Raw genomic sequence first — 24,690 nt, forward strand, 5'->3', positions numbered from 1 at the left:
CGAAGGGGAAAGTCCTGAATAACACGCTCGCTGGTAAAACCATAACTGCTTACAGTGCCTAACTTATGGTCTGACTTTTCCATAAAGTTACGCTCGTCAATCCAAAAGTCAATCTGCGAAACACTCTCTTGAATATCGACAACATCAAAGTAGTCGGCAAGTACATCTGGAAAGATGCAACGTAATAATTGGTGATTCTTCATGATGCAAAGATAACAAATACTTATGAAATTATGTGCCTGAGAGGAGAGGGCTTGCAACTGGGTTTTAGGACTGACCCCTTTCTTTCTTTTATATATGCCTATGTGTTAAGGAACAGTATATGAGAGAAGTTTGGGTAAATAAGAAAAAAGTAATTAACAGATAGGACTATTAATTACTTTTATGGTTGGGATACCCGGATTCGAACCAGGAATGACAGGACCAGAATCTGTAGTGTTACCATTACACCATATCCCAAGGTTTGGATAAGCATCTGTGCTAAGATTGCAGTTGCAAAGTTATATCTTTTTTCGTAAAACGCAAAATTTTAAGAAAAAAATATAGGAAAAAAAGTGTTTTGCCTTTTATAAATGTGATAAGACCTTTTATAAAAGTAAAATAAAATAAATTTATTTTGCACTTCATGCTAATTACTGTAACTTTGTAACTTATTATATTATATATACATATATAGATGGAAGAAACAAAACGATTAGTAAGCTTAATAATAAAAGGTATTCAAGACAAGAAAGGTTGTGGCATAGTTATTGCAGACCTATCAGATATAGACGGCGCAATATGTCGTAATTTTGTAATCTGTCAGGGTAGTTCTCCCACTCAGGTGGAAGCTATAGCAGGCTCGGTGAGCGACTATGTTAGAGAAACTACCGGCGAGAAGCCTGTAAGCTGTGTAGGTCTGGGGAATAATCAGTGGGTGGCGATAGACTTTGTAGATGTCTTAGTGCATATCTTTCTGCCAGAAACTCGTGCTTTTTACGATTTGGAACATCTTTGGGCTGATGCTAAGATAACTTGTGTGCAAGATGTCGATTAAGCTAAAGGTAAGCCGTTAAGATAAGTGTTTATAACCTATTTTGAAACCAATAAAAAGAAATGATCAATAAAAAACCCAACAACAAGCCAAATAAGCCCAAGATGCCACGATTTAACATGACGTGGATCTATGTGCTTGTAATTCTCGTTTTAGCATTAGTAGTATTTTCAGGAGGTGGAAACGGACTGTTTTCTTCCAGCATAAGTGCTGAAAAAGACTATACAGCCTTTAAGCAATATGTGCAAAAGGGGTATGCTACGCGTGTTGTAGTAAACAAGACCAAAAACGAGCTAAAGATGTATGTGGCACCTAATCACATACGCGACATATTCAAGCAAGGTCCTAAGCAAACAGGTAATGCGCCATACGTTACCGTGCAATTCGGATCGGTAGACAATTTAGAGACATTCCTTACTCAAGCCATAGCACAGCATAAGATAAGCAGTTTTAGCTATGACAACGAGTCGAGTAATGGCTTTTTTGATATTTTTGGTAGCTTAATACCGTGGATATTAATCTTTGGTGTTTGGTGGTTCTTAATGCGTAAGATGGGCGGCGGTGCTGGCGGCGGCGGCGTTTTCAGTGTAGGCAAGTCGAAGGCTAAGCTATATGAGCGAGGTAACGAGATGGGCATCACCTTTAAAGATGTAGCCGGGCAGGAAGGAGCCAAGCAGGAAGTGGAAGAGATAGTGGAGTTTTTGAAAAATCCGGGTAAATATACAGACTTAGGAGGTAAGATTCCTGCGGGAGCATTGCTTATAGGTCCGCCGGGAACAGGTAAGACGTTGCTGGCAAAGGCAGTAGCTGGCGAGGCTGGTGTGCCTTTCTTTTCTATGAGCGGGTCGGACTTTGTGGAGATGTTTGTAGGTGTGGGTGCGAGCCGTGTTCGTGATGTTTTCCACCAAGCAAAGGAAAAAGCTCCTTGTATAATCTTTATAGACGAGATAGACGCCGTGGGTAGAGCCCGTTCAAAGAATCCCTCTATGGGAGGTAATGACGAGCGTGAGAACACTCTTAACGCCTTGCTTACAGAGATGGACGGCTTTGGTACTAACTCGGGGGTTATCGTCATGGCAGCTACTAACCGTGTGGATATGCTCGATAAGGCGTTGTTGCGTGCTGGGCGTTTCGACCGCCAGATACATGTAGACTTGCCCGACCTTCCTGAGCGTAAAGCCATTTTTAAGGTGCACATGAGCAAGATAAAGTACGATTCTACTGTAGATGTAGACCTTTTATCTCGTCAAACGCCGGGCTTCTCGGGTGCAGATATAGCAAATGTATGTAACGAGGCTGCGCTTATAGCAGCACGTCATAGCGATAAGCATGTAGGTAAGCAGCATTTCCTTGAAGCCATAGACCGTATCGTGGGAGGCTTAGAGAAGAAGACAAAGGTAATAACGACTGACGAGAAGCGCACCATAGCTCTTCATGAGGCTGGTCATGCCACTATAAGCTGGTTTTGTGAGCATGCCAATCCGCTTATTAAGGTGAGCATAGTGCCTCGTGGGCAAGCCTTAGGTGCAGCATGGTATTTGCCTGAAGAACGTCCTATAACAACAAAGGAACAGATGTTAGACGAGATGTGTGCTTTGCTTGGTGGTAGGGCAGCAGAAGAGCTTTTTACGGGTCATATCTCTACGGGTGCTATGAACGACTTAGAGCGTGCTACAAAAAGTGCTTTCGGAATGATAGCTTATGCAGGTATGAGCGAGCGTTTACCTAATATATGTTATTATAATAACGATGAGTACGGCTTCCAAAAACCTTATTCTGAAACAACGGCAAAGGTAATAGACGAGGAAGTGCTTAAAATGGTAAACGAGCAGTATAAACGTGCTAAAGATATACTTACAGAGCATAAAGAGGGTCATAACAAGCTGGCACAGGTGCTTATTGACCGTGAGGTGATAATGGTAGAAGACGTAGAAGAGATATTTGGCAAACGTCCTTGGGTGAGCCGTTCGCAAGAGATTATGGAGGCAGAACAGGCATCTCAGCCTAAGTTAGAGGATATGCCAGAAGCAGTAAAGCAGGCACAGGCAGAGCATGAGGCAGCTTTACGGGCTAAGCAGGACGGTGAAGGTTCTAAGCAGGAGGAAGCACCTTTAGGCGGAGCATCGCCTAAGGAAAGCTCTAAGGAAGGTAGTGGTATAGATAATGATAAGAAAGGAGAATAGGAGCCATGACAGATAAGCAGCGCAATTTTATTACTCGAGCCGTCTTTGGCATATTATTCGTAGTGGTAATACTTTGTAGCTTTACCCGTGCCGACTTTATGATAGGGCTCTTTGCCCTTATAACAGGGCTTACTATATGGGAATATGCAGGGCTGGTAAACGGGATTAAAGGCGTAAGGATAAATCGTTTTATATCTACTGTGGCAGGTGTTTATTTCTTTTTAGCCGTTGCTGTTTTAGAGGTGGGTATGGTGAGTAGCTTTGTAGTTTTTGTGCCTTATATACTTTGTGTTATATATCTTTTTGTGGCAGAGCTATATCTTAAAAACGAGAGTCCTATCCTTTCGTGGGCTTATACCATGCTGGGACAGATGTATATAGCCTTTCCGCTGTCTTTGATAAACATACTTGCCTTCGGAAACGGTGATGTTAGTGTGGGAGGATCGGCAAATATGCTTTTACCTTTAAGCGTCTTTATATTGCTTTGGGCAAACGACACAGGGGCATATTGCACAGGGTCGTTATTAGGAAGGCATAAGCTTTTTCCACGCATTTCTCCCGCAAAGAGCTGGGAAGGGAGCATAGGAGGAGGTGTGCTAAGCATTATCGTGGCAGCTCTCATAGGTCATTATGGAGCTAATGGCGCAGGAACTAAGGGTATGGACATCATGGTATGGATAGGTTTAGGTGTGGTAGTAGTAGTGTTTGGCACATGGGGCGACTTGGTGGAAAGCCTCTTTAAGCGAACAATAGGTGTAAAAGATAGTGGTAAGATTTTGCCCGGGCATGGCGGTATGTTAGATCGTTTCGACTCCTCTTTGCTTGCCATTCCTGCAGTGGTGGTATACCTTTATACGTTAAGCCAATTTTAAGAATAAGCTAAAAGTCATATAATCGTTCTTAGGAGTTATATGACTTTTATTTTTTTCCCCGACTAATGATAGCAAGCGTTTCTTATATAGAAGAAAGTTTTAAAAAGTATAATCATCAGATTTTTGACGATTGTCTGCCCATACCCGTCATAAAGCTCTCTCGAGCAAAGACAAGGTTAGGACAGATGGCGTATAAAAGGAAGGTAAGGCTTGGACATATAGAGTATTACGACTTTCGTATAAGCATTTCTACGGCTTATGACCTTTTACAAGATGCTTTAGATGATGTTATAATACATGAGATGATACATTATTATATAGCTTATAAAGGTATAAGAGATTCTTCTGCTCATGGTAAGATATTTCGGAGCTTGATGAGTGTAGTAAACACACGGCACGGTAGGCATGTGTCTGTTTCTGTTAAGCAAAGAAACTTAAAAGAGATGGTTGAGCCATGATGTTTCTTTTTGTTTATAACAGTTACCCCTCTTGTAAGGTGTAAACTTTTAAGAGACGTGTGTGTAATTATCACCAGTATGTTATGAAAAGTTAAAAAATGGGGGGGGTAAATTCTTTTTTTTAAAAAGTGTATCTTTGTAGCGATATAAATATATATAAGTTTAACTAAATAATATTTTCATTATGTCAAAAAAGGTTTTATTCGCTGCGCTTATGTTAGGTTTTACATTAGCGGGTATGGCACGAAGCTCACAAGAGGAGGTTTGTCTTAAAGATGGTAGCGCTTTAAATGGTACAAGTATGGACATGGTATCAAACGAGCCTGTTAAGATGCAAGCACAAGAGGATAATATACTTGTTTATAAGGATATAAGCAAGATTACAAAAGAGGTAAATGGCTTATCTCAAGACGAAGATGATGATGAGCCTGCTGGTGTTGCAAAAAGAGGTTATAAAGGGTTTGTAGGCTTTGGTGCTCAATATTGGAATGTCAAACAGTCGTCAGCATCAGATAGCGCAAATCCTCCTTTAACAAATGTTTTGACTGATAGCATTTCTCAAATTGTCTCAGCTTGTCCTGGCGAAATTGGTGTGGCGGTTATTGTTAATAACAGAGATACGGTTAAGGTCAATAATAAGAGTGTTTATCCTATGATGAGTGTGTTTAAGGTTCATCAGGCATTAGCTCTTTGTAATGACTTTGACAATAAAGGAATTTCACTTGATACCTTAGTAAATATAAATAGGGATAAACTTGACCCAAAGACTTGGAGTCCTATGCTGAAAGATTATTCAGGGCCAGTCATATCATTGACAGTGAGAGATTTGCTGCGTTATACTCTTACTCAGAGTGACAACAATGCAAGCAACCTTATGTTTAAGGATATGGTTAATGTCGCTCAAACAGATAGTTTTATAGCCACACTCATTCCTCGTTCAAGTTTTCAGATAGCTTATACGGAAGAGGAAATGTCGGCTGACCATAACAAGGCTTACTCTAACTATACATCTCCTCTTGGTGCTGCAATGTTGATGAATCGTTTGTTTACTGAAGGTCTTATCGATGATGAGAAACAAAGTTTCATTAAGAATACGTTAAAAGAATGCAAAACAGGTGTAGATAGGATAGCAGCTCCACTTCTTGATAAAGAAGGGGTTGTTATAGCGCATAAGACAGGTTCAGGTGATGTTAATGAAAATGGTGTTCTTGCAGCTCACAATGATGTTGCCTATATATGTCTGCCTAATAATATCAGTTATACCTTAGCGGTATTTGTTAAGGATTTCAAGGGAAATGAATCACAAGCGTCACAATATGTTGCGCATATATCAGCTGTAGTATATTCTTTATTAATGCAAACTTCAGTAAAATCTTAAACTGCACTTGCTTTGATAATTAATGATAAACAATCTAAAAGCACTCTAATCGTTATCGGAGTGCTTTTAGATTACTAATCAAATTGCTTCTATTATAATTTGAATCCTCTACTTTTTCTTTCTTCCTGTTGCGGCACTCTTGCTCCATATCTAAGCCTGTGCCATTGCTCCCTGAACCAGTCGGCAATCGGCTTCCTGTTTATTGTCAGGTTCAGCCTGCTTTCATCGTCAGGGTCATTTTCCACCCTTAAAATATCATCCTTTATATCAAAGTTCCGCCTGTGTTGCTCGGAATAGATTTTACCGCTACATTTCAGGGCTTCTTTTTTGACTATAAGACTTTCAGTCATTTCTTTAGAGAATCCCAGCATGGCACAAAACTTTTCCATGCGCAGCATTTCCCTGAACATCGGAAACCACCTGAAAGCCTTGTCTATGATTCTGGCGAGCCGTGACAGTTCTTTTTCTTTCATGTCAAGTTCCTGCCTGTGCATTTCTCTGAGATTGTGGATTTGCGTATCATGCTGTTTCTGCATCTGCTGTACTTGGCTCTGCAATTTTTCAATATTGGTGTTCCGTTTTGAAACCTCGTCTTGCAGTTTTTCGTTGGCACGTTCCAGTTCTTTCAGTTTTCCACTCCCGAAAAGAGAAGCAACTCCACTAGTTATGGCTGTCGCTGCCGTGGTGGCTGTCTTCTTTAACTTGTCAGTGCGTATTTCTGATTTCACCTGTTTCAGTTCCTGCTCGGCAAGATTTATCTGTTCTTCTTTGTGCCGTTTGGCTGCATCCATGCGTTGCAGTTCAGCTTTCTGCTTCTCAATGATAAAGTCGTTCCGTTCCAGATGCTCCTTACCAGTGACAGCCTTTGACTGCCCGCGTTCCATCAGCAGGATGTCGGATGCAAGGGTCTGCATCTGCATCATGTCATCGTCATTGAGCTTTCGGCTCTTTCCTGTTTCGTGGTTCATCCAGTCGAAAACGATATGGGCATGATAGTTCGGCTTGAACCATCTGTCCCCGACTTTGAAGCTTTCCCTGTCTTCCGCTTCCGGCTGACCGTTCAGCCAATGCCCTTCATCCTTGTGCAGGAAGATTTGCAGCGGTGTGATTCCCCAGCGTCTTTGACACTCCTCACCGAATTTACGCACGTCTGCCAGTGTGGTGTCCGACCTGACAAGCAGCACTCCTTCACGTATGGGGGAGCATCCCGCAATCTTGACTATTTTACCGTTCTTGCCTTTGCGTTCACGCTCCTTTTCCTGCATGGCACGTCCGGTCTTTTCCTTTACCATCTGTCTGATATTGTCATAATGCATCCGCAAATCCGGACTGCCGAAGTCGGGATTTATCCACTGCTCATTATCGGTGGAGAGTTCTGGAACCACATAGGTTCTGGACTCTCCGATGTGGCGCATGTATTCGGCAGTCCTCCTGTTGTGAGCCTCACTCGATGCGATATTGCAGGGCTTGATATGTATGCTTGATTTTGTTGCCATAGATACTTGTTTTTTGGGTTTGTACTTTATTGTTTGCTTTTCCGCTGTCCGTAAACGCATGGGGTTCTTAGGGGTGCAACCCATAAGCGGAGATTGCAAAGAGAGGGTTACTCTTTGCTCTGGGTTCTCAGGGGAGAAACGCCCTGAGTGGGTCATTAGGGTAAAACCCTAATCCCCTCGGGAGAGCCCACAACTACGTAAGCGGAGCGTGTAGTTATAGTGGGCTATATCAATGGCAAGCCATTGTCTGCAAACTCCAGCCTACGGCTTCCGCTCTCCTCCGTCAGGGAGGTTTTTCATCATCGTTGCCGATTGGAGATGCACCGACCAGCACAAGGTCTAAATCGTCTATCAGTTTTTGCAGGACGGGATTCTTCTCTATCATCCGCTGGAGGATTCTCTCAGCCTCGACCAAGTGGTTGGCTGTACTCATCACCTTGCCCTCCCGTATCTGAAAGATAATCCAATCGGCTATGTCGATATGGGCTTCTTTTTGTTTCGGGGTGGCATTCCTTTCGATGATGTCCGAAACCACCACCTTACAAAAGTACATGCTCTCGGCTCGCTGTTTCCACTCGGCATAAGCATCGGCATCGGGAAAGAGAAGCACGGTTCGCCCTGACAGTACACGGAGTTTCTCTTCTCTCATCTGACTCTTACCACCCGTAGCCAGCCATACATAATCGGGGAAGATAGCAGAACCGATAACGGCACTCTTCTCGGATTCCACCAAGACCACCACCTTGTCGGGATGCGTTTTCAACAAGTGTTCCCCGAAAAGGCATTGGGATAGTTGCCAATCCTCTGCCAACACACGCTGCTTTTTCAATATGCTGTGTATCCAGTTCACTGCCGATGTCTGTCCTCCCTTGATACGGTGTCCGTCTTCGGGATTGTACTGCATCACCTTTCCCGTGCGTACCTTGCCCGTCCTGTCTATCTGCCAAAAGATAACAGAGCCGTCACGGGTAGCCCCCAAACGGTATTCCTCCAACAACCGCTTCAACACCTCTTTCGCCTTGTCGCCATAGTAGGAAGTAAGGAGTGTGAAGAGGAAACGGAAGAAATTGCTACGCTCGCTTTGCGACTTCTCCACATAGTGAGGGGGAATATAGCCGATGGCTGTCGGCTTACTTTGCTGCTTCACTTTCTTCTGCTCTGCTCTTTGCCTGTCAAAAGAGAAATCATTGGTAGTTCTGTGTTCAGGATGCTCTTGAAAATACTCTTTCGGAGTGTAGTGATACCCACAACCGCTTTCGTGGTTACATCTGCCGACCGATGGATGCAACGGCACATTATTTTCGTCCACGTAATAGACGAAAGAATGCCTGTCTCCGCATTTGGGGCAGGTATGCCGTGTTGCCGTTCCTTTATACTTCTGTAATGAATAATTGCCCATAGCTTAGTCCGTTTTTGATGGTTGATTGTCGGCTGTCCCATCCTGTCCCATTGTCCCACACTCTAAGGGTTGGGACAGTGGGACACTTGGGACACCTGCGTTTTTACTCTCTTTGCTGCGCTGGATGATACGGTTTACGGTGGACTTGCCACAATTCACCTGTGAGGCTATCTCCCTGACGGACTTGCCCGATTGGGAGAGTTGCAGAATTTGGCAATCCCTTTGGCTTGATTCATTGTCGCCCAATTTTTTCAAGTGTTCCTTTTCCGTGGAATAGCCCCTGAACACGAACTGCAAGAAAGCATCCACCTTGTCAATCTCGTAAACGATTACATTATCCGCATCATGAGAGAACGTGCCATAGCGCACTTTAAGCTGCTTCACATAGCGAAGCCCTCCGTCTTGGGCACTTTTTCCAATGGTGAACACGCTGTCAAAGAAATTGTAGAGCCGTTTGCTTCCGGCAAGGTCGTTGGATGTGATGGGACAATCCAAAGAGCGTTTGGGCGTATGTGCCAGGACAAGGATAGAGAGCGCATATCTCTTTTTGAGATTGTTCAGCTGAATCATCAGCCGTCCTGCGGCATCGCCTTTCTCCATGGCGCAACACAGGTAGGTAAGATTGTCAATGATGAAAATCTTGCAGTCGGTCTGCACAGCCATCTGTTCAATGCCGCCTATGATAGCTTCCTCAAAGTTGGCATCCAAAAGCTGGTTGCAGTCAATAGACACCCGATAGATTTTGTCGGGAAAGGTGTAGAGCTCTCCATGCTCGTTGGTATAGCGGAGCTGGAACTGCTTTTCGGACAGTTCAAAGTCCAGATACAGCACATTGTCGGTTCGGGCGATGCGGTCGGCTATCTGCACGGCAAGGATGGACTTGCCCACGTTGGAATCGGCAAACAAGCAGGAGAGTTCCCCCTCGTACCAAAAGCTGTCCCACAGCGCACGGGGCGTAGGCAATAACGATGCTTCAAGAATGGTTTGGTTTGCCGTCTTGATATTCATCATGCCTACACTGTCGGGCATACCGTTATGCGCTTGGGATGCTTTTGTGAGGTCGCCACGTATCAGGTTGATATAGTTCTTATCCTCTTCCATATCATTCACCAGTTACGTGGGTTGGGCTTGCGACGGTGGGAAGAGGATAAGGACTTGTTCAGTTCCTCGTCTGACAACGGTATGGGATTCTTTCGGGCGGTTTCCAGCCACTTGTCCAGTTCGTCACGGTAAAGGCAATAGCGTTTGCCGGGCTTGGTGGCAGGGATTGTCCCTTCTGACAGTTTCATGTAGAGCGTACCCTTAGGGATACCTAAATACTCTGCTGCCTCGTCCACAGACATGGGCACGTGGGTGTCCACCGTTTTGGCATTGTTCACACTGCGCTGCTCGGCGAGCAGGCTTTTCAGGCTCATCACTTCGTCTCGAAGCTGAGCGACAACCTCGGGGAGGTCGTTGAAGGTAAGAATTGATTTTTCCATTCGCGTACTCGTCTCTTTTGTAAGACTTGGCGCAAAGGACTGAAATGATATATCCGTGAATATCTCCACGACACGTCATTGCAAAATAATTCCCGAATAATTAAGCCCAGCCATAAATGACGGGTAAAATTACTCGGGAAACGATGTAAAACAGGCGGTTATGAGTTACCGGATGGTTGTCGTTGGTGTCGTGATTATCCTAATTCCGCACATAATCCTCGGGATAGTGGAAATCAAGTTTGCCGTTTTCGGGTTCATCAATGGGAATTTCCGTCTTTAACGGCTCTACCTTGAAATTCTTGATGGTTGATAAGTCTGTATCAGCAAACGATTTCGGGAAAAGGGCTTTGATGAACTTGGCACGGTTATCCCCATTGTAGTATCTCTTGTACAGGAAACGCTCAGAGATATTCCATACGAAGTGACGGAGTGGAATGTTGTTGATGTCTTTGGTAAACGGTCTTTGTATGGGCTTCGGGGTATAAGTGTTAAGATTCATCCATTTGTCCACCTCAGTACAGATGTGGTTCACGGTTTCTTGGTCGGCAATGCGAGGCAGGTAATAATGGCAATACTCCATGACCATGCGGATGCGCTCTTCCTTTTCCCGTTGCTCTCTGCTTGCGTAATTGGCACGGTTCTTTTCGTGAAGATCCGGGGCGATAGTAAGCTCTATCGGTTGTGTTTGGATAAGTGTCTCTTCTTTTGTCGGGGATGATTCGGGTACAGGCTCAGGGACTGATGTAGGTCCAGGCACAGATGTGGCTTCTTCAAGTGTATTTTGTGACAGTTCTTCCTGCACCTCTATGGCTTCGGCAATCGTTTCTTTCTTGCCGAACTTGATTTTGTAGATTTCGTATGTATCAAAGATAAGTGTCTGAAAGGAGAGATAGAGCAACCATCCCAACAGGTTACAGCATACGAATACTATCCACCTGACAAAGTTGTCTTGGTTGAAGCTGTCCGCTATTACCAGCGTGGCAATGGAAGATATTAGGACGATGGCGAAGCCGACAAAGCCCAAGATGATGTATTTGTCCTTGATTGATGATTCCATATTTCGTTGAGAGATTGAATGTTCCTGTATTATTTTGTGCAAAGTTAATGCTATTTTTCCCAATTACTGCCCGTTATTTGCGGTTAGAACGGTCTTTTTCAATGTATTTCACGAAATGTCATCATATCATACTCTGTTTCATACTCTGAGGGGCTTATAAATGGTGGCATCAAGCCAAAAACATAGAGGGGCGATTATAGCCTTGTAGCCATAACCGCCCCTCTGAATACCTGTCAATGTGAGACATTTATGCCTCCTTGCGCTTCAAGGTTATCTTGTCCACCACCTGACACATCTGCTGCGCTGCTATCTTGGAATAGATTTGTGTGGTGGTAATGTTCTTATGTCCGAGATAGGCTTGGATGACAGCCATGTCCGTTCCCATTTCCACGTGCAGGCTTCCGAAGCTGTGGCGGGTACAGTGAAAGGTGATTTTCTTGGTTATCCCTGCTGCCGTGAGCCACCGTTGGAGTGGTCCTTGCAGCATCTTGTCCTTGAAATCCTCAAAGATAAGTCCCTCGCCCCGTTCTCCCAGCAGTCCATAGGCTTCATCACTGATGGGGTTATGCACTATTTCTTTGGTTTTCTGCATACGGGTGGTAACGAACATCCTGCCGTTGGTGTATGGTTGTATCTGCTGCCACGTGAGCTGTCTGATGTCGCTCTTTCTCAGTCCCGTAAGACAGGCGAAAAGAAAAGCTTTTTTCAAGACCTCCTCCTCACAGGGTGTTTCGGCAAGCCGTATCAGTTCCTCTTGGCTCAAATGCTCCCTGATGGTGGGAATGCACTCGATGCGGTCTAAGAAGCCGTTTGGGTTCTCCTTTATCTTCCTGTCACGGTAGGCGGTGTGCAGCACGGCACGGAAAGTTGACCAATAGCCTGCTGCGGAGTTGATGTGCAGCTTTTGGTTGGTGTGGATGGATTGGGGTGCATCAAGCAGGTATTCCATGAACTTGCGGCACAAATCCACATCCACCTCCTCAAAGGTGCATTTGCCGTTCACGAACCGCTGGAAATGCTTGTATACGTGCTGCCACTTGATATTCTTGCGGTCAGCCAGTCCTTTGAAATAGGCAAGGAAATCGCCCTTCATCTTGGTCTTGTCAAAAAAGCCGTTGTTTTCATTGAAAATGGCTTCGTAGCGCTGGTTGCGCAGGATGACCGCTTTCTTCATCATGCGTGCGTTGAAGTCCCGTTCCTGCTGGTTTGCAGGTTTGGCGAAGATGTAAATTCCTAAGGCTTCACGTGTAATCACTCTCATGGTGACATTGTCACGGTAGCCGGGATAGTAGTCAAGGCATAGTGAATACTGTGTCCCGTTCTTAATCTTGCGCTTACGCAAGGTAACTGTTTTGCATTTACTCATAATAATTATGTTTTAATTGGTTGTATACATTTTGGAGTTGTATCCATGTTTCCGATGGCAAAGGAACAACGTGAAATATCCGTGAATACCTCCACGATACATCATTTTGAAATAATTTTCGATAATCCCGATTTTTCACGGTTATTTGTTCCTTTCAGCCATGACACGCTCCACATCTGAGCGCAAAAGCAGGTTTTTCACACCCACCTTTATCTTTTCGATGTGCTTCACCTTGACGATATGGCAGATGTTGGCTGACGAAAGACCATAGATTTGCTGCACCTGCTCAACGGTATAGTAGCGTTCATCGTTCACAAGGTCAGTTCTGCGGAGTTCGTTCAAATGTGATTTGGAGTAATAGGTACGCCCGTACTCTCTTTTAGTGGGTATCTTATGGCGATAGGTGTAGGCACGGAGTGCGGTCGGCTTCATGCCGAACAGTTCCTCCACCTCCTCGGTCAGTAGCCAGTCGGTAATTTCGCTAATATCAACTGCCACACCGAAAAACTCGTCAATATGCTTCTTGCTGTAATAGTTCTTTCCTGCGATACGGCAGATGGGGATATGGTTACGCTTGGCGGAAGTGTAAAGCCATGACTGCTTTACCTTAAAAAGGGACATCACCTCCTCGCCCGAATAGAAGTCCAACACTTCTTCGCTTTCCTTTTCCCTTTTTTCTCTTTTGGCAGGTAAGGAAGATGAAGATGATTTCCTTGGTGTGGAGGTGTTGCCGGGCAGGATGCGGTGATAGGGATTGCCCTCCAACATCTGCTCGATGTCGGCTCTGCGGATGAATGCCATGCGGTTGCTGATGCGTGAGGCTTTCAGCTTGCCGATGGCTACAAGTTTGTAAATGTACTGTCGGGAACAGCCCATGAGGATGGCTGCTTTGGAAAAGGTGAGATACTCCTGATGCTGTATCTCCATCAAGGGTTGGGCGACTTTGAAGAGGTTGTTCTTCTGCATCACTCTGGCTCGTTTGGCTTCTGCCTGACAAGCCTCACTGCAATATCTTTGCATACCGCTTCGGGTTACAAAGGACTTGCCGCAAAAACTGCATTTTCTGGTTGCTTTCATACCGTTTTATCGTTTAATGGTTCATTTCTTCAATCCTATATCTCTGAAATGGTAAACGGATGTGAACGGAAGTCAACCATTGTCGCTTTTCTACACAGTGTGACTGTTTCCGCATATCGGGGCGGTTATTGTCGCTTGTCGTAAACGGTTGTAAACCCTTGTCAACTGTCTGCACGGTGTGACAAAAAACAAGCCCCGCAAATTCTCCACGTCAGAAATACGTCTCAAAAATATGTGGAAATTTGGGAAGCGACAAATGGCAACCGAAAAGTGTTAAATTTTAGAATATGCTGGTAATTAAAGATTTACACTCGGATATTTCTGATTAGTTTTGGTTGTTCTATGGTTATAAATACAAGAGTAAAAGTATTTACAAGTCATGGTTACCAGTTTAATTCTCATATTTTCTTAGGTGGAGGTGTTGCTTACCTAACAAGATTAGCTTATGATGAGCGTGCTTTAGATTATCTTCTTCCTGTATATGCACATTTTCGTTATAACTTCTTAAGTAAAAGGGTTTCTCCTTTTGTAGAAGTAAAAGCAGGTTACAGCTTGGCAGGAGTATTAAAAGATGCATACAGTGAAGCATCTTTAGGTCTTCGTATAGGTGTAGGAAGAAAAGGGCAAGCTGTTAACGTAGCATTAGGAGGAATAGCTTTAGGAAATAAAGGTGAGAAAATAGCTGGAAATTTTAAAGTGTTCTTCGAGTTTTAAAGGGTTATAACATAAAGAGGGTGTATATATTTGCTTTTGTCTTTGCATGGCGAGAGGAGTTATATAGGGATAATAGTAATATATACACTTCTTTTTTTGTGATGTAAGTTAACGTGATGCTTGCTGTAATAAATGTCGTTTTTACATCGAAAAAAGCCAAAATGTTTTCTGTTTTTTCTGTTTTTTTATATACATTTGCAAATAAATTAAATATATATAAAAATACTTTTTTCTTTACTTGCTGCTTATGACATTTAAGTGGTGCTTTATAAAAGATTAGAAAATATGACAAAAAATATGAAATATGCTTTAATAACAGGGGCTTCACGTGGCATTGGTCGTGCTATAGCATTGCGCTTATCTTCTAAATATAAAATAATAATCAATTACTGTTCGAGGGCTGACAAGGCAAACGAAGTAAAGGCTTTAATAGAGGAAAAGGGAGGCAGTGCAGAGCTTTTACCTTTTGATGTTTCCGATAGTAAACAGACAGATTTGGCTCTTAGCTCTTGGGAGGATAATCATCAGGGTGAGTATATTTCGTTGTTGGTAAACAATGCCGGCATTCGTAAGGACAATGTTATGTTTATGATGTCAGATGAGGAGTGGCGAGAAGTGCTTGATATTACCTTAAATGGTTTTTTCTATGTTACGAGGCGTTTGCTAAAGCACATGATGCCGCGTAAGCATGGAGGCAGGATAATAAACGTTTCTTCTCTTTCAGGGCTAAAGGGCATGGCAGGTCAGGTAAATTATAGTGCGGCAAAAGCTGCTTTAATAGGTGCTACAAAGGCATTGGCGTTAGAGGTAGCTCCGCGTAACATTACGGTAAACGCTGTAGCTCCCGGCTTTATAGACACTGACATGACGCAAGACTTACCAAAGGAAGAGCTAAAGAAGCTGGTGCCTGTGGGTAGGTTTGGTACTTCTGAGGAGGTAGCATCACTGGTAGAATATTTATCATCTGACGATGCTGCTTATATTACGGGCGAGGTAATTAGTATTAATGGAGGTTTATATACATAAGAAGAAAAATAAGAAAGCTATTTAAGAAAGTTAGGCGTAAGAAACAGAATATAGATGGAAAGAAGAGTAGTTATTACCGGAATGGGCATTTGGTCTTGCTTAGGTACAGACCTTGAAGCTGTTAAGTTGTCGTTGCGTTCAGGCAAGTCGGGCATAGGTCTTCAGAAAGAGCGTTTAGGGTATGGTTATCGTTCGGCTCTTACAGGAATAGTGGAAGAGCCTGTTATAACAAAGAAAATGCTGGATAGGCATACTCGTGCAGGTATGTCGGAAGAGGCAAAATATGCTTATATGTCTAGTCTGCAGGCTTTTTCTCAAGCAGGTGTATCAGATGAATACTTGTTAAAGAACGAGGTGGGTTGTATTTTTGGTAACGACTCTTCTGCAAAGCCAGTAATAGAGGCTTCAAAGATAATGGACGAGAAACACGACTCGGCTATGTTAGGGTATGGTGTTATCTTTCAGTCGATGAATTCTACAGTGAACATGAATCTTAGTACTATATTCCATTTGCGTGGGGTAAACTTTACCGTTAGTTCTGCTTGTGCCAGTGGTAGCCATTCTATAGGTTTGGGCTTTATGATGATAAAGCAAGGCTTGCAGGACATGGTGCTTTGTGGTGGTGCTCAGGAAACTAACTATTATTCTATGGCTTCTTTTGATGCTCTTGGAGCTTTTTCTATAAGAATGGACGAGCCAACGAAGTCGAGCAGACCTTTCGATCGTGATCGTGATGGGTTAATACCAAGTGGTGGTGCAGCCTCTTTGGTATTAGAGGATTATGATCATGCTAAGGCAAGGGGTGCTAATATCCTTGCGGAGGTAGTGGGTTATGGCTTTTCAAGTAATGGTGGAGGTATTATTAGTCAGCCTTCCGATGATGGTAGTGTGATAGCTATGAGCAGAGCTTTAGCTATGGCAGGTTTAAGCGTAGATGATATAGATTACATCAACGCTCATGCTACGAGCACTCATCAGGGCGATATGTATGAGGCTATAGCTTTAAATAGAATGTTTGAAGGTAAGCATGCTTTAATATCTTCTACAAAGAGTATGACGGGTCATGAATGCTGGATGGCAGGTGCTTCAGAGATAGTTTATAGCACATTAATGATGCAAGATAACTTTGTAGCACCAAATATCAATTTTGAAAATCCTGACGAGTATTCTTCTAAGCTGAATATAGCAGCAAAGACTATAGACACAGAGGTTAATACGGTGCTTAGCAATAGCTTTGGTTTTGGTGGTACCAACTCGGCATTAATAATAAAAAAAATAAAATAACTATTTAATAATAAAACAAAAACTTTTTAATAATGAAAAACTTTTTTATGACCATGTGCCTTCTATTATGTAGCATAGTAGCAATGGCAAGTAATCCTTTAAAGGCAATAGAAGGAAAGAAAAATCTATCTATAATAATGAGGTCGAAAGGAAAGGCTTTAATAGTCTTCGATTGGAGTGAAGCAAAATATGATAAAGATAAAGACTTAAAGGAGAAACTCGGCAATGATTATGACTTTGTCTTGTCTGATTGTGAGAAGAGCTTTATAAAAGGTTTTAATGGAAAATCTAAAAAAATAAAATTAGCAAAAGATGCTTCAGAGGCTACATATAAGTTTATCCTTAAAGTAACATGTATAGATCGTTACTTTTCAGTAATGAGTTTTGTTCCTAAACATGAGGCTAAGATGTGGGGAAGCCTTGAGATAGTAGATGTTAAGACAAAGGAATCGTTAGTAAAGATAACTATTGACGAGGCTGAAGATGGAAAGGATTTAGTGCCAAGAGAATGTTTTGGAAAGACTTTTTTCAACTTAGCAGAGCGTGTAGCAAAACTAAAGTAAAGATATATATATAAGAAGCATTCTTAACGTATATAAAAATTATGAATCTTTTCAAATCTGAAAGTGATAGATATACAAAGGAGCATTTGTCGGCTCGTGAGGCTCAGCGTCAGGCAGAGTATATAGCATGGGCACCAATTATATTTCAAGTATCCCGCCTTATGATAAGGTGGGGTATTTTGGATCATCTGCGCGATAGTGTAGGCGGTATGACACTTGCTGATATGCAGCAAAAGACAGGTTTGTCGGAGTATGTTCTCAAGATATTATTAGAGGCATCGCTTAGCATAGGCACTGTATTGATAGATAAAACCACCGATTGTTATACTATTTCTAAGACTGGTTGGTTCTTGCTTACTGACCCTGCCACTCGGGTTAATATCGACTTTAATCATGATGTAAACTATCGTGGAATGTTTTACCTTGATGAGGCTCTTAAAGAGGGTAAGCCTGCAGGTCTTAAAACACTTGGAGATTGGCACACTATATATGAGGGGCTATCTAAGCTAGATGAGCAAGTGCAGCGGAGCTGGTTTGGGTTCGACCATTTTTATAGTGATAATTCTTTCGATACAGCTTTAGAGATAGTCTTTGGCAAGAATACTGTTAAGCATGTAATGGACGTAGGTGGTAACACAGGGCGGTTTGCTCTTCGCTGTGTAGGTCATGATAAGGACGTTAATGTTACCATTGTGGATCTTCCTGGGCAGATAGGCATGATGCAGAATAATATAAAAGGTAAGAATGGTGCAGAAAGGATAAGTGGTTATCCTACTAATATCCTTGAAGAGTGCAACGAGCTGCCACAAGGTAGCTGGGACGCAATATGGATGAGCCAGTTTCTCGATTGCTTTTCAGAGGAAGATATATGTAGCATTCTAAAGCGTGCAGCTAAGGTGATGACGTCTGCTACCACATTATATATTATGGAGACTTTCTGGGATAGACAAAAGTATGAACCTGCTTCGCTGTGTCTTACCATGACCAGCGTTTATTTTACGGTTATGGCAAACGGTAATAGCAAGATGTATCACTCCGATGATTTTATTAAGCAGATAGAGAAATCAGGTATGAAAGTGGTAGCTACACATGATAATATTGGGCAAGGACACACTATATTAGAAGTAAAGAAAATATAAAAAAAAAAGAAGTAAATGGAAAGAAAAGAAATTGAAGAAAAGGTAAGAAACTTCCTCGTTGAGGATTTGGAGATAGAAGAAGACAAGATAGCTCCAGAGGCTCGTCTTAAGGACGATCTTGGCATAGATAGTCTTGACTTTGTGGATATTGTTGTTATCGTGGAGAAGAATTTTGGTTTTAAAATAAAGCCAGAAGAGATGCAGGGCGTAACAACCTTGAAACAGTTTTGCGATTATATACAGAGCAAGGTAGGGTAAAAGGGTGAAAGCTAATACTACCTTTGGCACAGCTTGGATGCATAACCATTTGGTAAGCATTTTAAGGTATGTAGACGTTAGGTTACTATATGCTTTTACTGCTGTTTTTGTTATTCCCGTTTGTCTTATAATTAATAAGAGCAGAGTAACTGCTTATCGTTATTTTCGTGAGCGACGGGGATATAGTAAGCTTCATGCAGCGTGGTCTACGTATATTAATCACTGTTTGTTTGGTCAGACCGTGATAGATAGGTTTGCTATGTTTGCAGGAAAGCGCTTTAAGGTAACAGTGAAAGGTTATAAAGACTTTTCTTGCCTGGCAGATAAGGACGAAGGCTTCATGATGCTTAGTGCTCATGTGGGTTGTTACGAGATAGCGGGTTATACCTTAGTGGCAGATAAGAAGCGTATGAATGCTTTAGTTTATGGTAGCGAGAAGGCTACGGTGATGAATGGTAGGAAAGAAATATTTACCCATACTAATATCCGTATGATACCTGTAGAGCATGATATGAGCCATTTGTTTAAGATAAACGAAGCTCTTTCTAATAACGAGATTGTCAGTATGCCTGCCGATCGTGTTATAGGTTCGCATAAGGTATTGGAAGCAATGTTTGTGGGTAAAAAGGCAAAGCTGCCCATGGGACCTTTCTCGGTAGCAACAATGCGTGGAATGGAAGTTATAGCAGTTAACGTGTTTAAGACATCGGCTATGGGATATACAGTTTATGTTTCATCTTTGAAATATGACAAAACAGTATCTCGTAAGATGCAGATGCAGCAATTGGCTGATAGCTATGCCCAAGAGCTGGAAAAGAGGCTTGAGCAATATCCTCAGCAGTGGTATAATTTTTACGACTTTTGGGCATGATAAATACTTTTAGTGTTTATATATATTATGATCTATTTTGATGTAAATAATCCATTAGAGCAAGATCTTCGCAAGATAGATGTTCACGAACTCCTGCCTCAGCAAGAGCCTTTTGTGATGATAGGTAGCCTTATACATTTTGATAAGAGGGTTACTATAACAGAAACAGAGGTTAAGGCTGGGAATATTTTTGTGGATAATGGTTGTTTTTCGGCATCAGGTCTGATGGAGAACATAGCTCAGAGTTGTGCTGCTCGTATAGGTTATGTTAATAAATATATTTTAAAGAAAAGTGTTCAGTTAGGCTTTATCGGAGCAGTGCGCAACTTTGATATTATCTCTTTGCCTAAGATAGGCGATGTAATTACTACAAAGGTAGAGATAAAGGAAGAGGTTTTTGGTATGACTTTAGCAAGTGCTATTATAAAGAGTAATGATAAGATACTCGCAACGACAGATATAAAGATAGCCGTAAAAGGAATGGAGACAGAGAAATGACAGAGCTAAAAGAGTCTAAAAGGTTTGAGATACGTTTTAGTGAAGTAGATTCTATGAATATTGTATGGCATGGTTCTTACCCTCTTTACTTTGAAGATGCTCGTGAGGCTTTTGGCAAAAAATATGGATTGGAATATATGAATTTCTTCGATGAAGGCTATTTTGCACCTTTAGTAGAGCTAAGCATTCATTATAAGAAGCCTATAAAGTATGGTTTAACTCCTCGTATAGATATAATATATCGTCCTACAGAGTCGGCAAAAATAGTTTTCGATTACGAGATACACGATGCCGTAGATAATACTTTGATAGCTACAGGCCATTCTGTGCAGGTTTTTGTAGATATGAATTATCAGCTTATTTGGGATAATCCTCCTTTTTATAAAGCATGGAAAGAGAAGTATTTTGGTAAGAAATAAAGTGTATAGAAAGTAAGATTATGGCTTATATATTATCAGATAATATCATATCTCCATTAGGAGAAACATCTGAAGAAAACTATTTAGCAGTGAAATCAGGTAAGTCTGGTATTCGCACTTATGCTAAAGGTTATCATGATATTGCTGAATCTTTTACAGGATCTTTTCTTTTTGCAGATTTTAAAAAGATAGTTTTTCGCTCAGTAAAGAAAGCCATTAGCAAGCTCAATATAAATATAGAAAAGCAGAAAGTGGCATTTATCTTAAGTTCTACCAAAGGAGATATTGAGAGCTTAGGTGTAGAAGATGATGATAAATGGTATTTGAGCGAGGTTGCTAAAGACGTTGCTCTAACTTTTGGTATGAAGCCCTTTGTGGTTTGTAATGCTTGTGTATCAGGTTTGTCGGCATTGATATTAGCTTCTCGCTTGTTAGATCAAGGCAGTTATGACTATGCTGTGGTATGTGGCTGTGATACGCCTAAAGGCTTTATTATCTCCGGATTCCAATCGTTGAAGGCCTTATCCTTAAAGCCTTGTAAACCTTTTGACATGGACAGGTCTGGGCTTAACCTTGGCGAAGCTGCTGCAACGTTGGTTCTTTCAAGAGTTCTACCTCAACATCTTTCATCTAATAAGGTTTGGACTATAAGTAAAGGCTTTGTAAGGAATGATGCCTATCACATTAGTGCTCCTTCAAAGACAGCTGAAGGCTTGTATAAGGCTTTAAGAGAAACGTTATATGATGTAGATAAAGCTAACTTAGCCTTTATAAATGCTCATGGGACAGCAACGTTGTTTAATGATCAGATGGAGTCGTTAGCTATTCAAAGAGCTAACTTGTCAGAAGTTCCTATAAACGCATTGAAAGGATATTTTGGTCATACCTTAGGAGCTGCAGGAGTGTTAGAAACTATTTTATGTATGCAGTCGGTAGATGATAATAATATAATAGGTACGTATGGTTATGAGGAGCTTGGTGTTTCAGGTAGAGTGAATGTAGTTAAGGCTAATAGTGCTACGAGCAAGAAGGCTTTTGTAAAGATGCTTTCAGGCTTTGGTGGCTGTAATGCCACAGTCTTAGTAGAGAAGAAAGAGCCTGTTACGAGCTGTTTAGAGTATATGCAGGAGGTAAGTTTTATAAAGCGTCATAAAGTAAGTTTGTCTGCTCAAGGTGCTTTTGTAGATGGTAAAGCAGTTGTGGTAGATAATGATAATGGTGGTGCGAGTCTACTTACTGCTATTTATAAGCAAAAAATAGGTAGCTATATTAGGTATTATAAGATGGACGGTCTGTGCCGTTTAGGTTTTGTTGCATCTGAATTGTTGTTGCAGGCTGAAGGGAAAGAAAGGTTTAAGGACTGTGATGATAGGGCTGTAGTACTTTTTAATCGTTCTTCTTCTATTTCCTCGGATAGGAAATATTTAGAATCAATACAAAGTAAAGAGAGTTATTATCCCAGTCCGTTGGTGTTTGTTTACACATTACCTAATATAGTAACAGGAGAAATTGCTATTAGAAATCATTATCATGGTGAAACTTCCTTTTATATCTTGCCTCAAAAGAGCGAGGAGCAGATGTATGAGGTGTTAGATACTTTGGCGCAGGATAAGCATATAAAGAGTGTGTTAACAGGCTGGATAGATTATGAGGACGATACCCATTTTGAAGTGGATCTTGAGCTTATAGAAATAAGAAATAAATAAAAAAAAATAAAAACAACAATGGAAGAATTGATAAAAGAATTGAAGCAGGAAATTATAGAAGCATTAAATCTTGAGGAGATGACCCCTGATGATATTGATGAGAATGATGCTCTCTTTGGTGATGGCTTAGGGTTAGACTCTATTGATGCATTGGAACTTATAGTGTTATTGGAGAAAAAATACGGAATAAAGCTTTCTGATCCTGCAAAGGGTAAAGAGATCTTTAAGAGTGTGTCAACAATAGCTGATTATGTAGATAAGAATAGGAAAAAATAGATATAGGTATTCTCTAAAAATCATATAAAGATGAATATCGCAATTACAGGAGAGGGAATAGTCTCTGCTATTGGTAAAAACAAGCAAGAGGTATTGTCATCTTTGCTTGATGGCAGAACTGGTATAGGTAAGATGAAGCATTTACAATCTGTTCATCACGAATTGCCTGTAGCAGAGGTCGATTTATCTAATGAAGAGATGAAATCTATGCTTGGCATACCTTCCGATAAGATGATGAGCCGTACTGCTTTGTTGGGTATGTTAGCTATAGATGAGGCTTTGAAAGATGCTCGCATAGATGTATCAAAGTATAGGGAGAAGCCTTTGCGTATAGTTCTTGTGTCGGGAACAACGGTAGGTGGTATGGATATTACCGAGCTTTGCTTTGACCATATAGAGCAAGAGGATAGAGCGTCGCTTATACGTCATCACGATTGTGGTCATAATACGTTGTCTATGTCTAACTATTTTGGTATCTTTAGCGATGTAACTACTTTGTCTACAGCTTGCTCTTCGGCAGCTAATGCTATTATGTTTGGTGCAAGGCTTATAGAAGCAGGGCAGGCAGATATAGTAGTAGCAGGTGGTACAGAGGCTTTGACTCGTTTTCATCTTAATGGTTTTAATTCGTTAATGATACTCGATGATGAGCAGTGTCGTCCTTTTGATGAAACAAGAGCTGGAATAAATCTTGGAGAGGGTGCAGCCTTTTTAGTGTTAGAATCGGAGCAGACAGCTAAGCAAAGGGGTGTTTGTCCACATGCTTACTTGACGGGTTATGGTAATGCTTGTGATGCTTTCCATCAAACGGCGTCTTCAGAAAATGGTCAGGGGGCTTATCTTGCTATGAAGGAGGCTTTGCATAGCGCACATCTTTCGGCTAATGATATACAGTATATTAATGCTCATGGGACGGGTACTCCTAATAATGATCAGAGCGAAAGTGTGTCTTTAAGACGTGTCTTCGGAGATAATCTTCCTTTGGTATCGAGTACAAAATCTTTTACGGGGCATACTACAAGTGCCTCGGGAGGTATAGAAGCCGTTATATGTTTGCTTGCTATAGAAAACCATTTTGTTCCAGCTAATTTGGGTTGGAGTAATCAGATGAAAGACGGTATAACCCCTACTTTGGGAGTAAGAGATATTGAGTTGCGTCATGTACTTTGTAATTCGTTTGGTTTTGGAGGTAACGATACATCTTTAGTAATATCTTCTTGTCCTACGTTGAAAGAAGAAACTGTTTTTTCTAAAGATAAAATAAAGGTTCTTTCTAAGGTAGAGATAACAAGTATAGAGCAGTTGTCTGGTATTAGTAAGTATGTTAAGCCTTTGGAATCTCGTCGTATGGGTAAGATAATGAAGAGCTCTCTTCTTTCATCGCTCGAGGCTTTGGAGCAAGCAGGTATAAAGACGCCAGAAGCTATCATTACAGCTACTGCTTATGGCTGTTTGGAAAACAGTGAGCGTTTGTTATATCAGATAAGGTCAGAGGGTGAGGTAATGTTAAAGCCCACTTATTTTATGCAGAGCACACATAATACTATTGGTAGTAATATAGCTATAAAGACCCATTGTTATGGTTATAATGTTACTTACACTCAGGAGTCTCATTCTTTAGATTGGGCTATTCGTGATGCTGAAATGTTGTTGCGTAGCGGTAAGGTTAAGAACGTGTTAGTGGGCTGTCATGATGAGAGTACGTTGCTTTTTGATACTTTATCAGATGATGTTCATCAAAAGGATTTGCCCGGGGTACATTCTGTAGTTATGGTGTTGTCATGTGGAGAGTAATAGTGTTATCTGTTTTGCAAAGTGTTTTGCTATCAGGTGGGCAAGTGTTCTTAAAGTTTGGCTTAGGTAAGATGCAGCCTTTTGGCTGGAGGCGTAGCTTTTGGGTTAGCTTGTTGCTTAACTGGCAGTTTGCCTGCTGTGGTGTGTTCTTTGGCATTAGTTCCATTCTTTGGATGTATATTGTTAAGCGTTATCCGCTAAGTGTTGCTTATCCTATGATAAGTTTGAGCTATGTTTTTGGTCTTCTCGCGGCAATGTTGTTTTTTAATGAGTCCGTTTCTATGGTAAAATGGTTAGGAGTGGGCTTTATAATAATAGGATGTTTTTTAATAGCAAAATAAT

General features: G+C 41.6%; 24 protein-coding genes, 1 tRNA gene and 2 pseudogenes. 18 read left to right on the top strand and 9 right to left on the bottom strand.

All coding sequences use genetic code 11. The features are described 5' to 3' along the window. Nucleotides 1-203 (bottom strand): annotated as a pseudogene (locus F596_RS10760) (ISAon1 family transposase N-terminal region protein); the annotation flags it as partial. A gap of 182 nt (nt 204-385) precedes the next feature. After that, a tRNA-Gln gene (locus tag F596_RS0102430) sits at nt 386-459 on the bottom strand. 217 nt (nt 460-676) lie between these two features. On the opposite strand from F596_RS0102430, the gene rsfS reads away from it, so the two are divergent. The 5 genes and pseudogenes from rsfS to F596_RS0102460 all read left to right on the top strand — a co-directional run. Then, nucleotides 677-1,036: a ribosome silencing factor gene (rsfS, locus tag F596_RS0102440; RefSeq protein ID WP_008446690.1), complete on the top strand. Its 360-nt coding sequence runs from the start codon at nt 677-679 to the stop codon at nt 1,034-1,036. 59 nt (nt 1,037-1,095) lie between these two features. Continuing rightward, nucleotides 1,096-3,216 carry an ATP-dependent zinc metalloprotease FtsH gene (gene ftsH / locus F596_RS0102445; protein ID WP_019035734.1) on the top strand — a complete coding sequence of 707 codons (2,121 nt, stop codon included), beginning with the start codon at nt 1,096-1,098 and terminating at the stop codon, nt 3,214-3,216. A gap of 5 nt (nt 3,217-3,221) precedes the next feature. Then, nucleotides 3,222-4,088 (top strand): phosphatidate cytidylyltransferase, encoded by an 867-nt coding sequence (locus tag F596_RS0102450; RefSeq protein ID WP_019035735.1) that lies wholly within the window; start codon nt 3,222-3,224, stop codon nt 4,086-4,088. Nucleotides 4,089-4,153: 65 nt separating this feature from the next. Next, on the top strand, nt 4,154-4,546 hold the full coding sequence (locus F596_RS0102455) for a SprT-like domain-containing protein (RefSeq protein WP_008446515.1): 393 nt from the start codon (nt 4,154-4,156) through the stop codon (nt 4,544-4,546). 496 nt (nt 4,547-5,042) lie between these two features. Continuing rightward, nucleotides 5,043-5,924, top strand: a pseudogene (locus tag F596_RS0102460) (CfxA family broad-spectrum class A beta-lactamase); the annotation flags it as partial. Between the two features lie 92 nt (nt 5,925-6,016). On the opposite strand, the gene F596_RS0102465 reads toward F596_RS0102460, so the two are convergent. The 7 genes from F596_RS0102465 to tnpA all read right to left on the bottom strand — a co-directional run bounded on the left by F596_RS0102465 (nt 6,017) and on the right by tnpA (nt 13,800). After that, complete coding sequence (locus tag F596_RS0102465; protein WP_004339684.1) at nt 6,017-7,420, bottom strand: hypothetical protein; 1,404 nt, start codon at nt 7,418-7,420, stop codon at nt 6,017-6,019. 283 nt (nt 7,421-7,703) lie between these two features. Then, the gene (locus tag F596_RS0102470) at nt 7,704-8,819 is read right to left on the bottom strand and encodes a DUF6371 domain-containing protein (protein WP_004292742.1); all 1,116 of its coding nucleotides are present in this window, start codon (nt 8,817-8,819) and stop codon (nt 7,704-7,706) included. Nucleotides 8,820-8,822: 3 nt separating this feature from the next. Further along, complete coding sequence (locus tag F596_RS0102475; RefSeq protein ID WP_004338330.1) at nt 8,823-9,920, bottom strand: AAA family ATPase; 1,098 nt, start codon at nt 9,918-9,920, stop codon at nt 8,823-8,825. A gap of 5 nt (nt 9,921-9,925) precedes the next feature. Then, entirely contained in the window at nt 9,926-10,300 is a 375-nt protein-coding gene (locus F596_RS0102480) for an excisionase family DNA-binding protein (RefSeq protein WP_004338328.1), read from the bottom strand. A gap of 199 nt (nt 10,301-10,499) precedes the next feature. Next, a complete protein-coding gene (gene tnpC, locus F596_RS0102485) occupies nt 10,500-11,357 on the bottom strand; it encodes a transposon Tn4555 protein TnpC (RefSeq protein ID WP_004339687.1) in 858 nt (285 codons plus the stop codon). Between the two features lie 247 nt (nt 11,358-11,604). Beyond that, complete coding sequence (locus tag F596_RS0102490) at nt 11,605-12,723, bottom strand: tyrosine-type recombinase/integrase (RefSeq protein ID WP_004338318.1); 1,119 nt, start codon at nt 12,721-12,723, stop codon at nt 11,605-11,607. Nucleotides 12,724-12,864: 141 nt separating this feature from the next. After that, a complete protein-coding gene (gene tnpA / locus F596_RS0102495; protein ID WP_004292844.1) occupies nt 12,865-13,800 on the bottom strand; it encodes a transposon Tn4555 protein TnpA in 936 nt (311 codons plus the stop codon). A 342-nt stretch (nt 13,801-14,142) separates the two neighbouring features. Between tnpA and F596_RS10765 the strand changes: the two genes are divergently transcribed. The 13 genes from F596_RS10765 (at nt 14,143) to F596_RS0102565 (ending at nt 24,689) form a co-directional block, all read left to right on the top strand. Continuing rightward, nucleotides 14,143-14,514 carry a hypothetical protein gene (locus F596_RS10765; protein ID WP_019035739.1) on the top strand — a complete coding sequence of 124 codons (372 nt, stop codon included), beginning with the start codon at nt 14,143-14,145 and terminating at the stop codon, nt 14,512-14,514. 297 nt (nt 14,515-14,811) lie between these two features. Beyond that, entirely contained in the window at nt 14,812-15,540 is a 729-nt protein-coding gene (gene flxB, locus F596_RS0102510; RefSeq protein ID WP_024992596.1) for a flexirubin biosynthesis SDR family reductase FlxB, read from the top strand. A 54-nt stretch (nt 15,541-15,594) separates the two neighbouring features. After that, complete coding sequence (locus F596_RS0102515; RefSeq protein ID WP_026302355.1) at nt 15,595-16,824, top strand: beta-ketoacyl-[acyl-carrier-protein] synthase family protein; 1,230 nt, start codon at nt 15,595-15,597, stop codon at nt 16,822-16,824. A 32-nt stretch (nt 16,825-16,856) separates the two neighbouring features. Further along, on the top strand, nt 16,857-17,387 hold the full coding sequence (locus F596_RS0102520) for a hypothetical protein (protein ID WP_024992598.1): 531 nt from the start codon (nt 16,857-16,859) through the stop codon (nt 17,385-17,387). A 41-nt stretch (nt 17,388-17,428) separates the two neighbouring features. Then, nucleotides 17,429-18,526, top strand: coding sequence for a FlxJ family methyltransferase (locus F596_RS0102525; RefSeq protein ID WP_019035744.1), 1,098 nt, complete (start codon nt 17,429-17,431; stop codon nt 18,524-18,526). Between the two features lie 15 nt (nt 18,527-18,541). Further along, a complete protein-coding gene (locus F596_RS0102530; RefSeq protein WP_019035745.1) occupies nt 18,542-18,784 on the top strand; it encodes an acyl carrier protein in 243 nt (80 codons plus the stop codon). A gap of 37 nt (nt 18,785-18,821) precedes the next feature. After that, on the top strand, nt 18,822-19,655 hold the full coding sequence (locus F596_RS0102535; RefSeq protein ID WP_024992599.1) for an LpxL/LpxP family acyltransferase: 834 nt from the start codon (nt 18,822-18,824) through the stop codon (nt 19,653-19,655). Between the two features lie 27 nt (nt 19,656-19,682). Next, the gene (locus F596_RS0102540) at nt 19,683-20,153 is read left to right on the top strand and encodes a hotdog family protein (protein ID WP_008446469.1); all 471 of its coding nucleotides are present in this window, start codon (nt 19,683-19,685) and stop codon (nt 20,151-20,153) included. Beyond that, nucleotides 20,150-20,572 (top strand): acyl-CoA thioesterase, encoded by a 423-nt coding sequence (locus F596_RS0102545; RefSeq protein ID WP_008446634.1) that lies wholly within the window; start codon nt 20,150-20,152, stop codon nt 20,570-20,572. The genes F596_RS0102540 and F596_RS0102545 overlap by 4 nt, the downstream gene beginning before the upstream one ends. 20 nt (nt 20,573-20,592) lie before the next feature. Then, entirely contained in the window at nt 20,593-22,278 is a 1,686-nt protein-coding gene (locus F596_RS0102550; protein ID WP_019035747.1) for a beta-ketoacyl synthase N-terminal-like domain-containing protein, read from the top strand. A gap of 18 nt (nt 22,279-22,296) precedes the next feature. Beyond that, a complete protein-coding gene (locus F596_RS0102555) occupies nt 22,297-22,554 on the top strand; it encodes a phosphopantetheine-binding protein (RefSeq protein WP_008446553.1) in 258 nt (85 codons plus the stop codon). A gap of 30 nt (nt 22,555-22,584) precedes the next feature. After that, nucleotides 22,585-24,348 (top strand): beta-ketoacyl-[acyl-carrier-protein] synthase family protein, encoded by a 1,764-nt coding sequence (locus F596_RS0102560; RefSeq protein WP_019035748.1) that lies wholly within the window; start codon nt 22,585-22,587, stop codon nt 24,346-24,348. Continuing rightward, nucleotides 24,336-24,689, top strand: coding sequence for an EamA family transporter (locus tag F596_RS0102565; RefSeq protein WP_008446559.1), 354 nt, complete (start codon nt 24,336-24,338; stop codon nt 24,687-24,689). Before F596_RS0102560 ends, F596_RS0102565 begins: the two co-directional genes overlap by 13 nt. The last annotated feature ends 1 nt before the right edge of the window (nt 24,690 follow it).

It is taken from the genome of Prevotella amnii DSM 23384 = JCM 14753 (assembly GCF_000378745.1).
Lineage (GTDB): Bacteria > Bacteroidota > Bacteroidia > Bacteroidales > Bacteroidaceae > Prevotella > Prevotella amnii.

Bases quoted from the DNA above. Each gene is read 5' to 3' on its own strand.
- rsfS (WP_008446690.1), top strand. From the start codon at position 677: ATGGAAGAAACAAAACGATTAGTAAGCTTAATAATAAAAGGTATTCAA.
- ftsH (WP_019035734.1), top strand. From the start codon at position 1,096: ATGATCAATAAAAAACCCAACAACAAGCCAAATAAGCCCAAGATGCCA.
- F596_RS0102450 (WP_019035735.1), top strand. From the start codon at position 3,222: ATGACAGATAAGCAGCGCAATTTTATTACTCGAGCCGTCTTTGGCATA.
- F596_RS0102455 (WP_008446515.1), top strand. From the start codon at position 4,154: ATGATAGCAAGCGTTTCTTATATAGAAGAAAGTTTTAAAAAGTATAAT.
- F596_RS0102465 (WP_004339684.1), bottom strand. From the start codon at position 7,420: ATGGCAACAAAATCAAGCATACATATCAAGCCCTGCAATATCGCATCG.
- F596_RS0102470 (WP_004292742.1), bottom strand. From the start codon at position 8,819: ATGGGCAATTATTCATTACAGAAGTATAAAGGAACGGCAACACGGCAT.
- F596_RS0102475 (WP_004338330.1), bottom strand. From the start codon at position 9,920: ATGGAAGAGGATAAGAACTATATCAACCTGATACGTGGCGACCTCACA.
- F596_RS0102480 (WP_004338328.1), bottom strand. From the start codon at position 10,300: ATGGAAAAATCAATTCTTACCTTCAACGACCTCCCCGAGGTTGTCGCT.
- tnpC (WP_004339687.1), bottom strand. From the start codon at position 11,357: ATGGAATCATCAATCAAGGACAAATACATCATCTTGGGCTTTGTCGGC.
- F596_RS0102490 (WP_004338318.1), bottom strand. From the start codon at position 12,723: ATGAGTAAATGCAAAACAGTTACCTTGCGTAAGCGCAAGATTAAGAAC.
- tnpA (WP_004292844.1), bottom strand. From the start codon at position 13,800: ATGAAAGCAACCAGAAAATGCAGTTTTTGCGGCAAGTCCTTTGTAACC.
- F596_RS10765 (WP_019035739.1), top strand. From the start codon at position 14,143: ATGGTTATAAATACAAGAGTAAAAGTATTTACAAGTCATGGTTACCAG.
- flxB (WP_024992596.1), top strand. From the start codon at position 14,812: ATGAAATATGCTTTAATAACAGGGGCTTCACGTGGCATTGGTCGTGCT.
- F596_RS0102515 (WP_026302355.1), top strand. From the start codon at position 15,595: ATGGAAAGAAGAGTAGTTATTACCGGAATGGGCATTTGGTCTTGCTTA.
- F596_RS0102520 (WP_024992598.1), top strand. From the start codon at position 16,857: ATGAAAAACTTTTTTATGACCATGTGCCTTCTATTATGTAGCATAGTA.
- F596_RS0102525 (WP_019035744.1), top strand. From the start codon at position 17,429: ATGAATCTTTTCAAATCTGAAAGTGATAGATATACAAAGGAGCATTTG.
- F596_RS0102530 (WP_019035745.1), top strand. From the start codon at position 18,542: ATGGAAAGAAAAGAAATTGAAGAAAAGGTAAGAAACTTCCTCGTTGAG.
- F596_RS0102535 (WP_024992599.1), top strand. From the start codon at position 18,822: ATGCATAACCATTTGGTAAGCATTTTAAGGTATGTAGACGTTAGGTTA.
- F596_RS0102540 (WP_008446469.1), top strand. From the start codon at position 19,683: ATGATCTATTTTGATGTAAATAATCCATTAGAGCAAGATCTTCGCAAG.
- F596_RS0102545 (WP_008446634.1), top strand. From the start codon at position 20,150: ATGACAGAGCTAAAAGAGTCTAAAAGGTTTGAGATACGTTTTAGTGAA.
- F596_RS0102550 (WP_019035747.1), top strand. From the start codon at position 20,593: ATGGCTTATATATTATCAGATAATATCATATCTCCATTAGGAGAAACA.
- F596_RS0102555 (WP_008446553.1), top strand. From the start codon at position 22,297: ATGGAAGAATTGATAAAAGAATTGAAGCAGGAAATTATAGAAGCATTA.
- F596_RS0102560 (WP_019035748.1), top strand. From the start codon at position 22,585: ATGAATATCGCAATTACAGGAGAGGGAATAGTCTCTGCTATTGGTAAA.
- F596_RS0102565 (WP_008446559.1), top strand. From the start codon at position 24,336: ATGTGGAGAGTAATAGTGTTATCTGTTTTGCAAAGTGTTTTGCTATCA.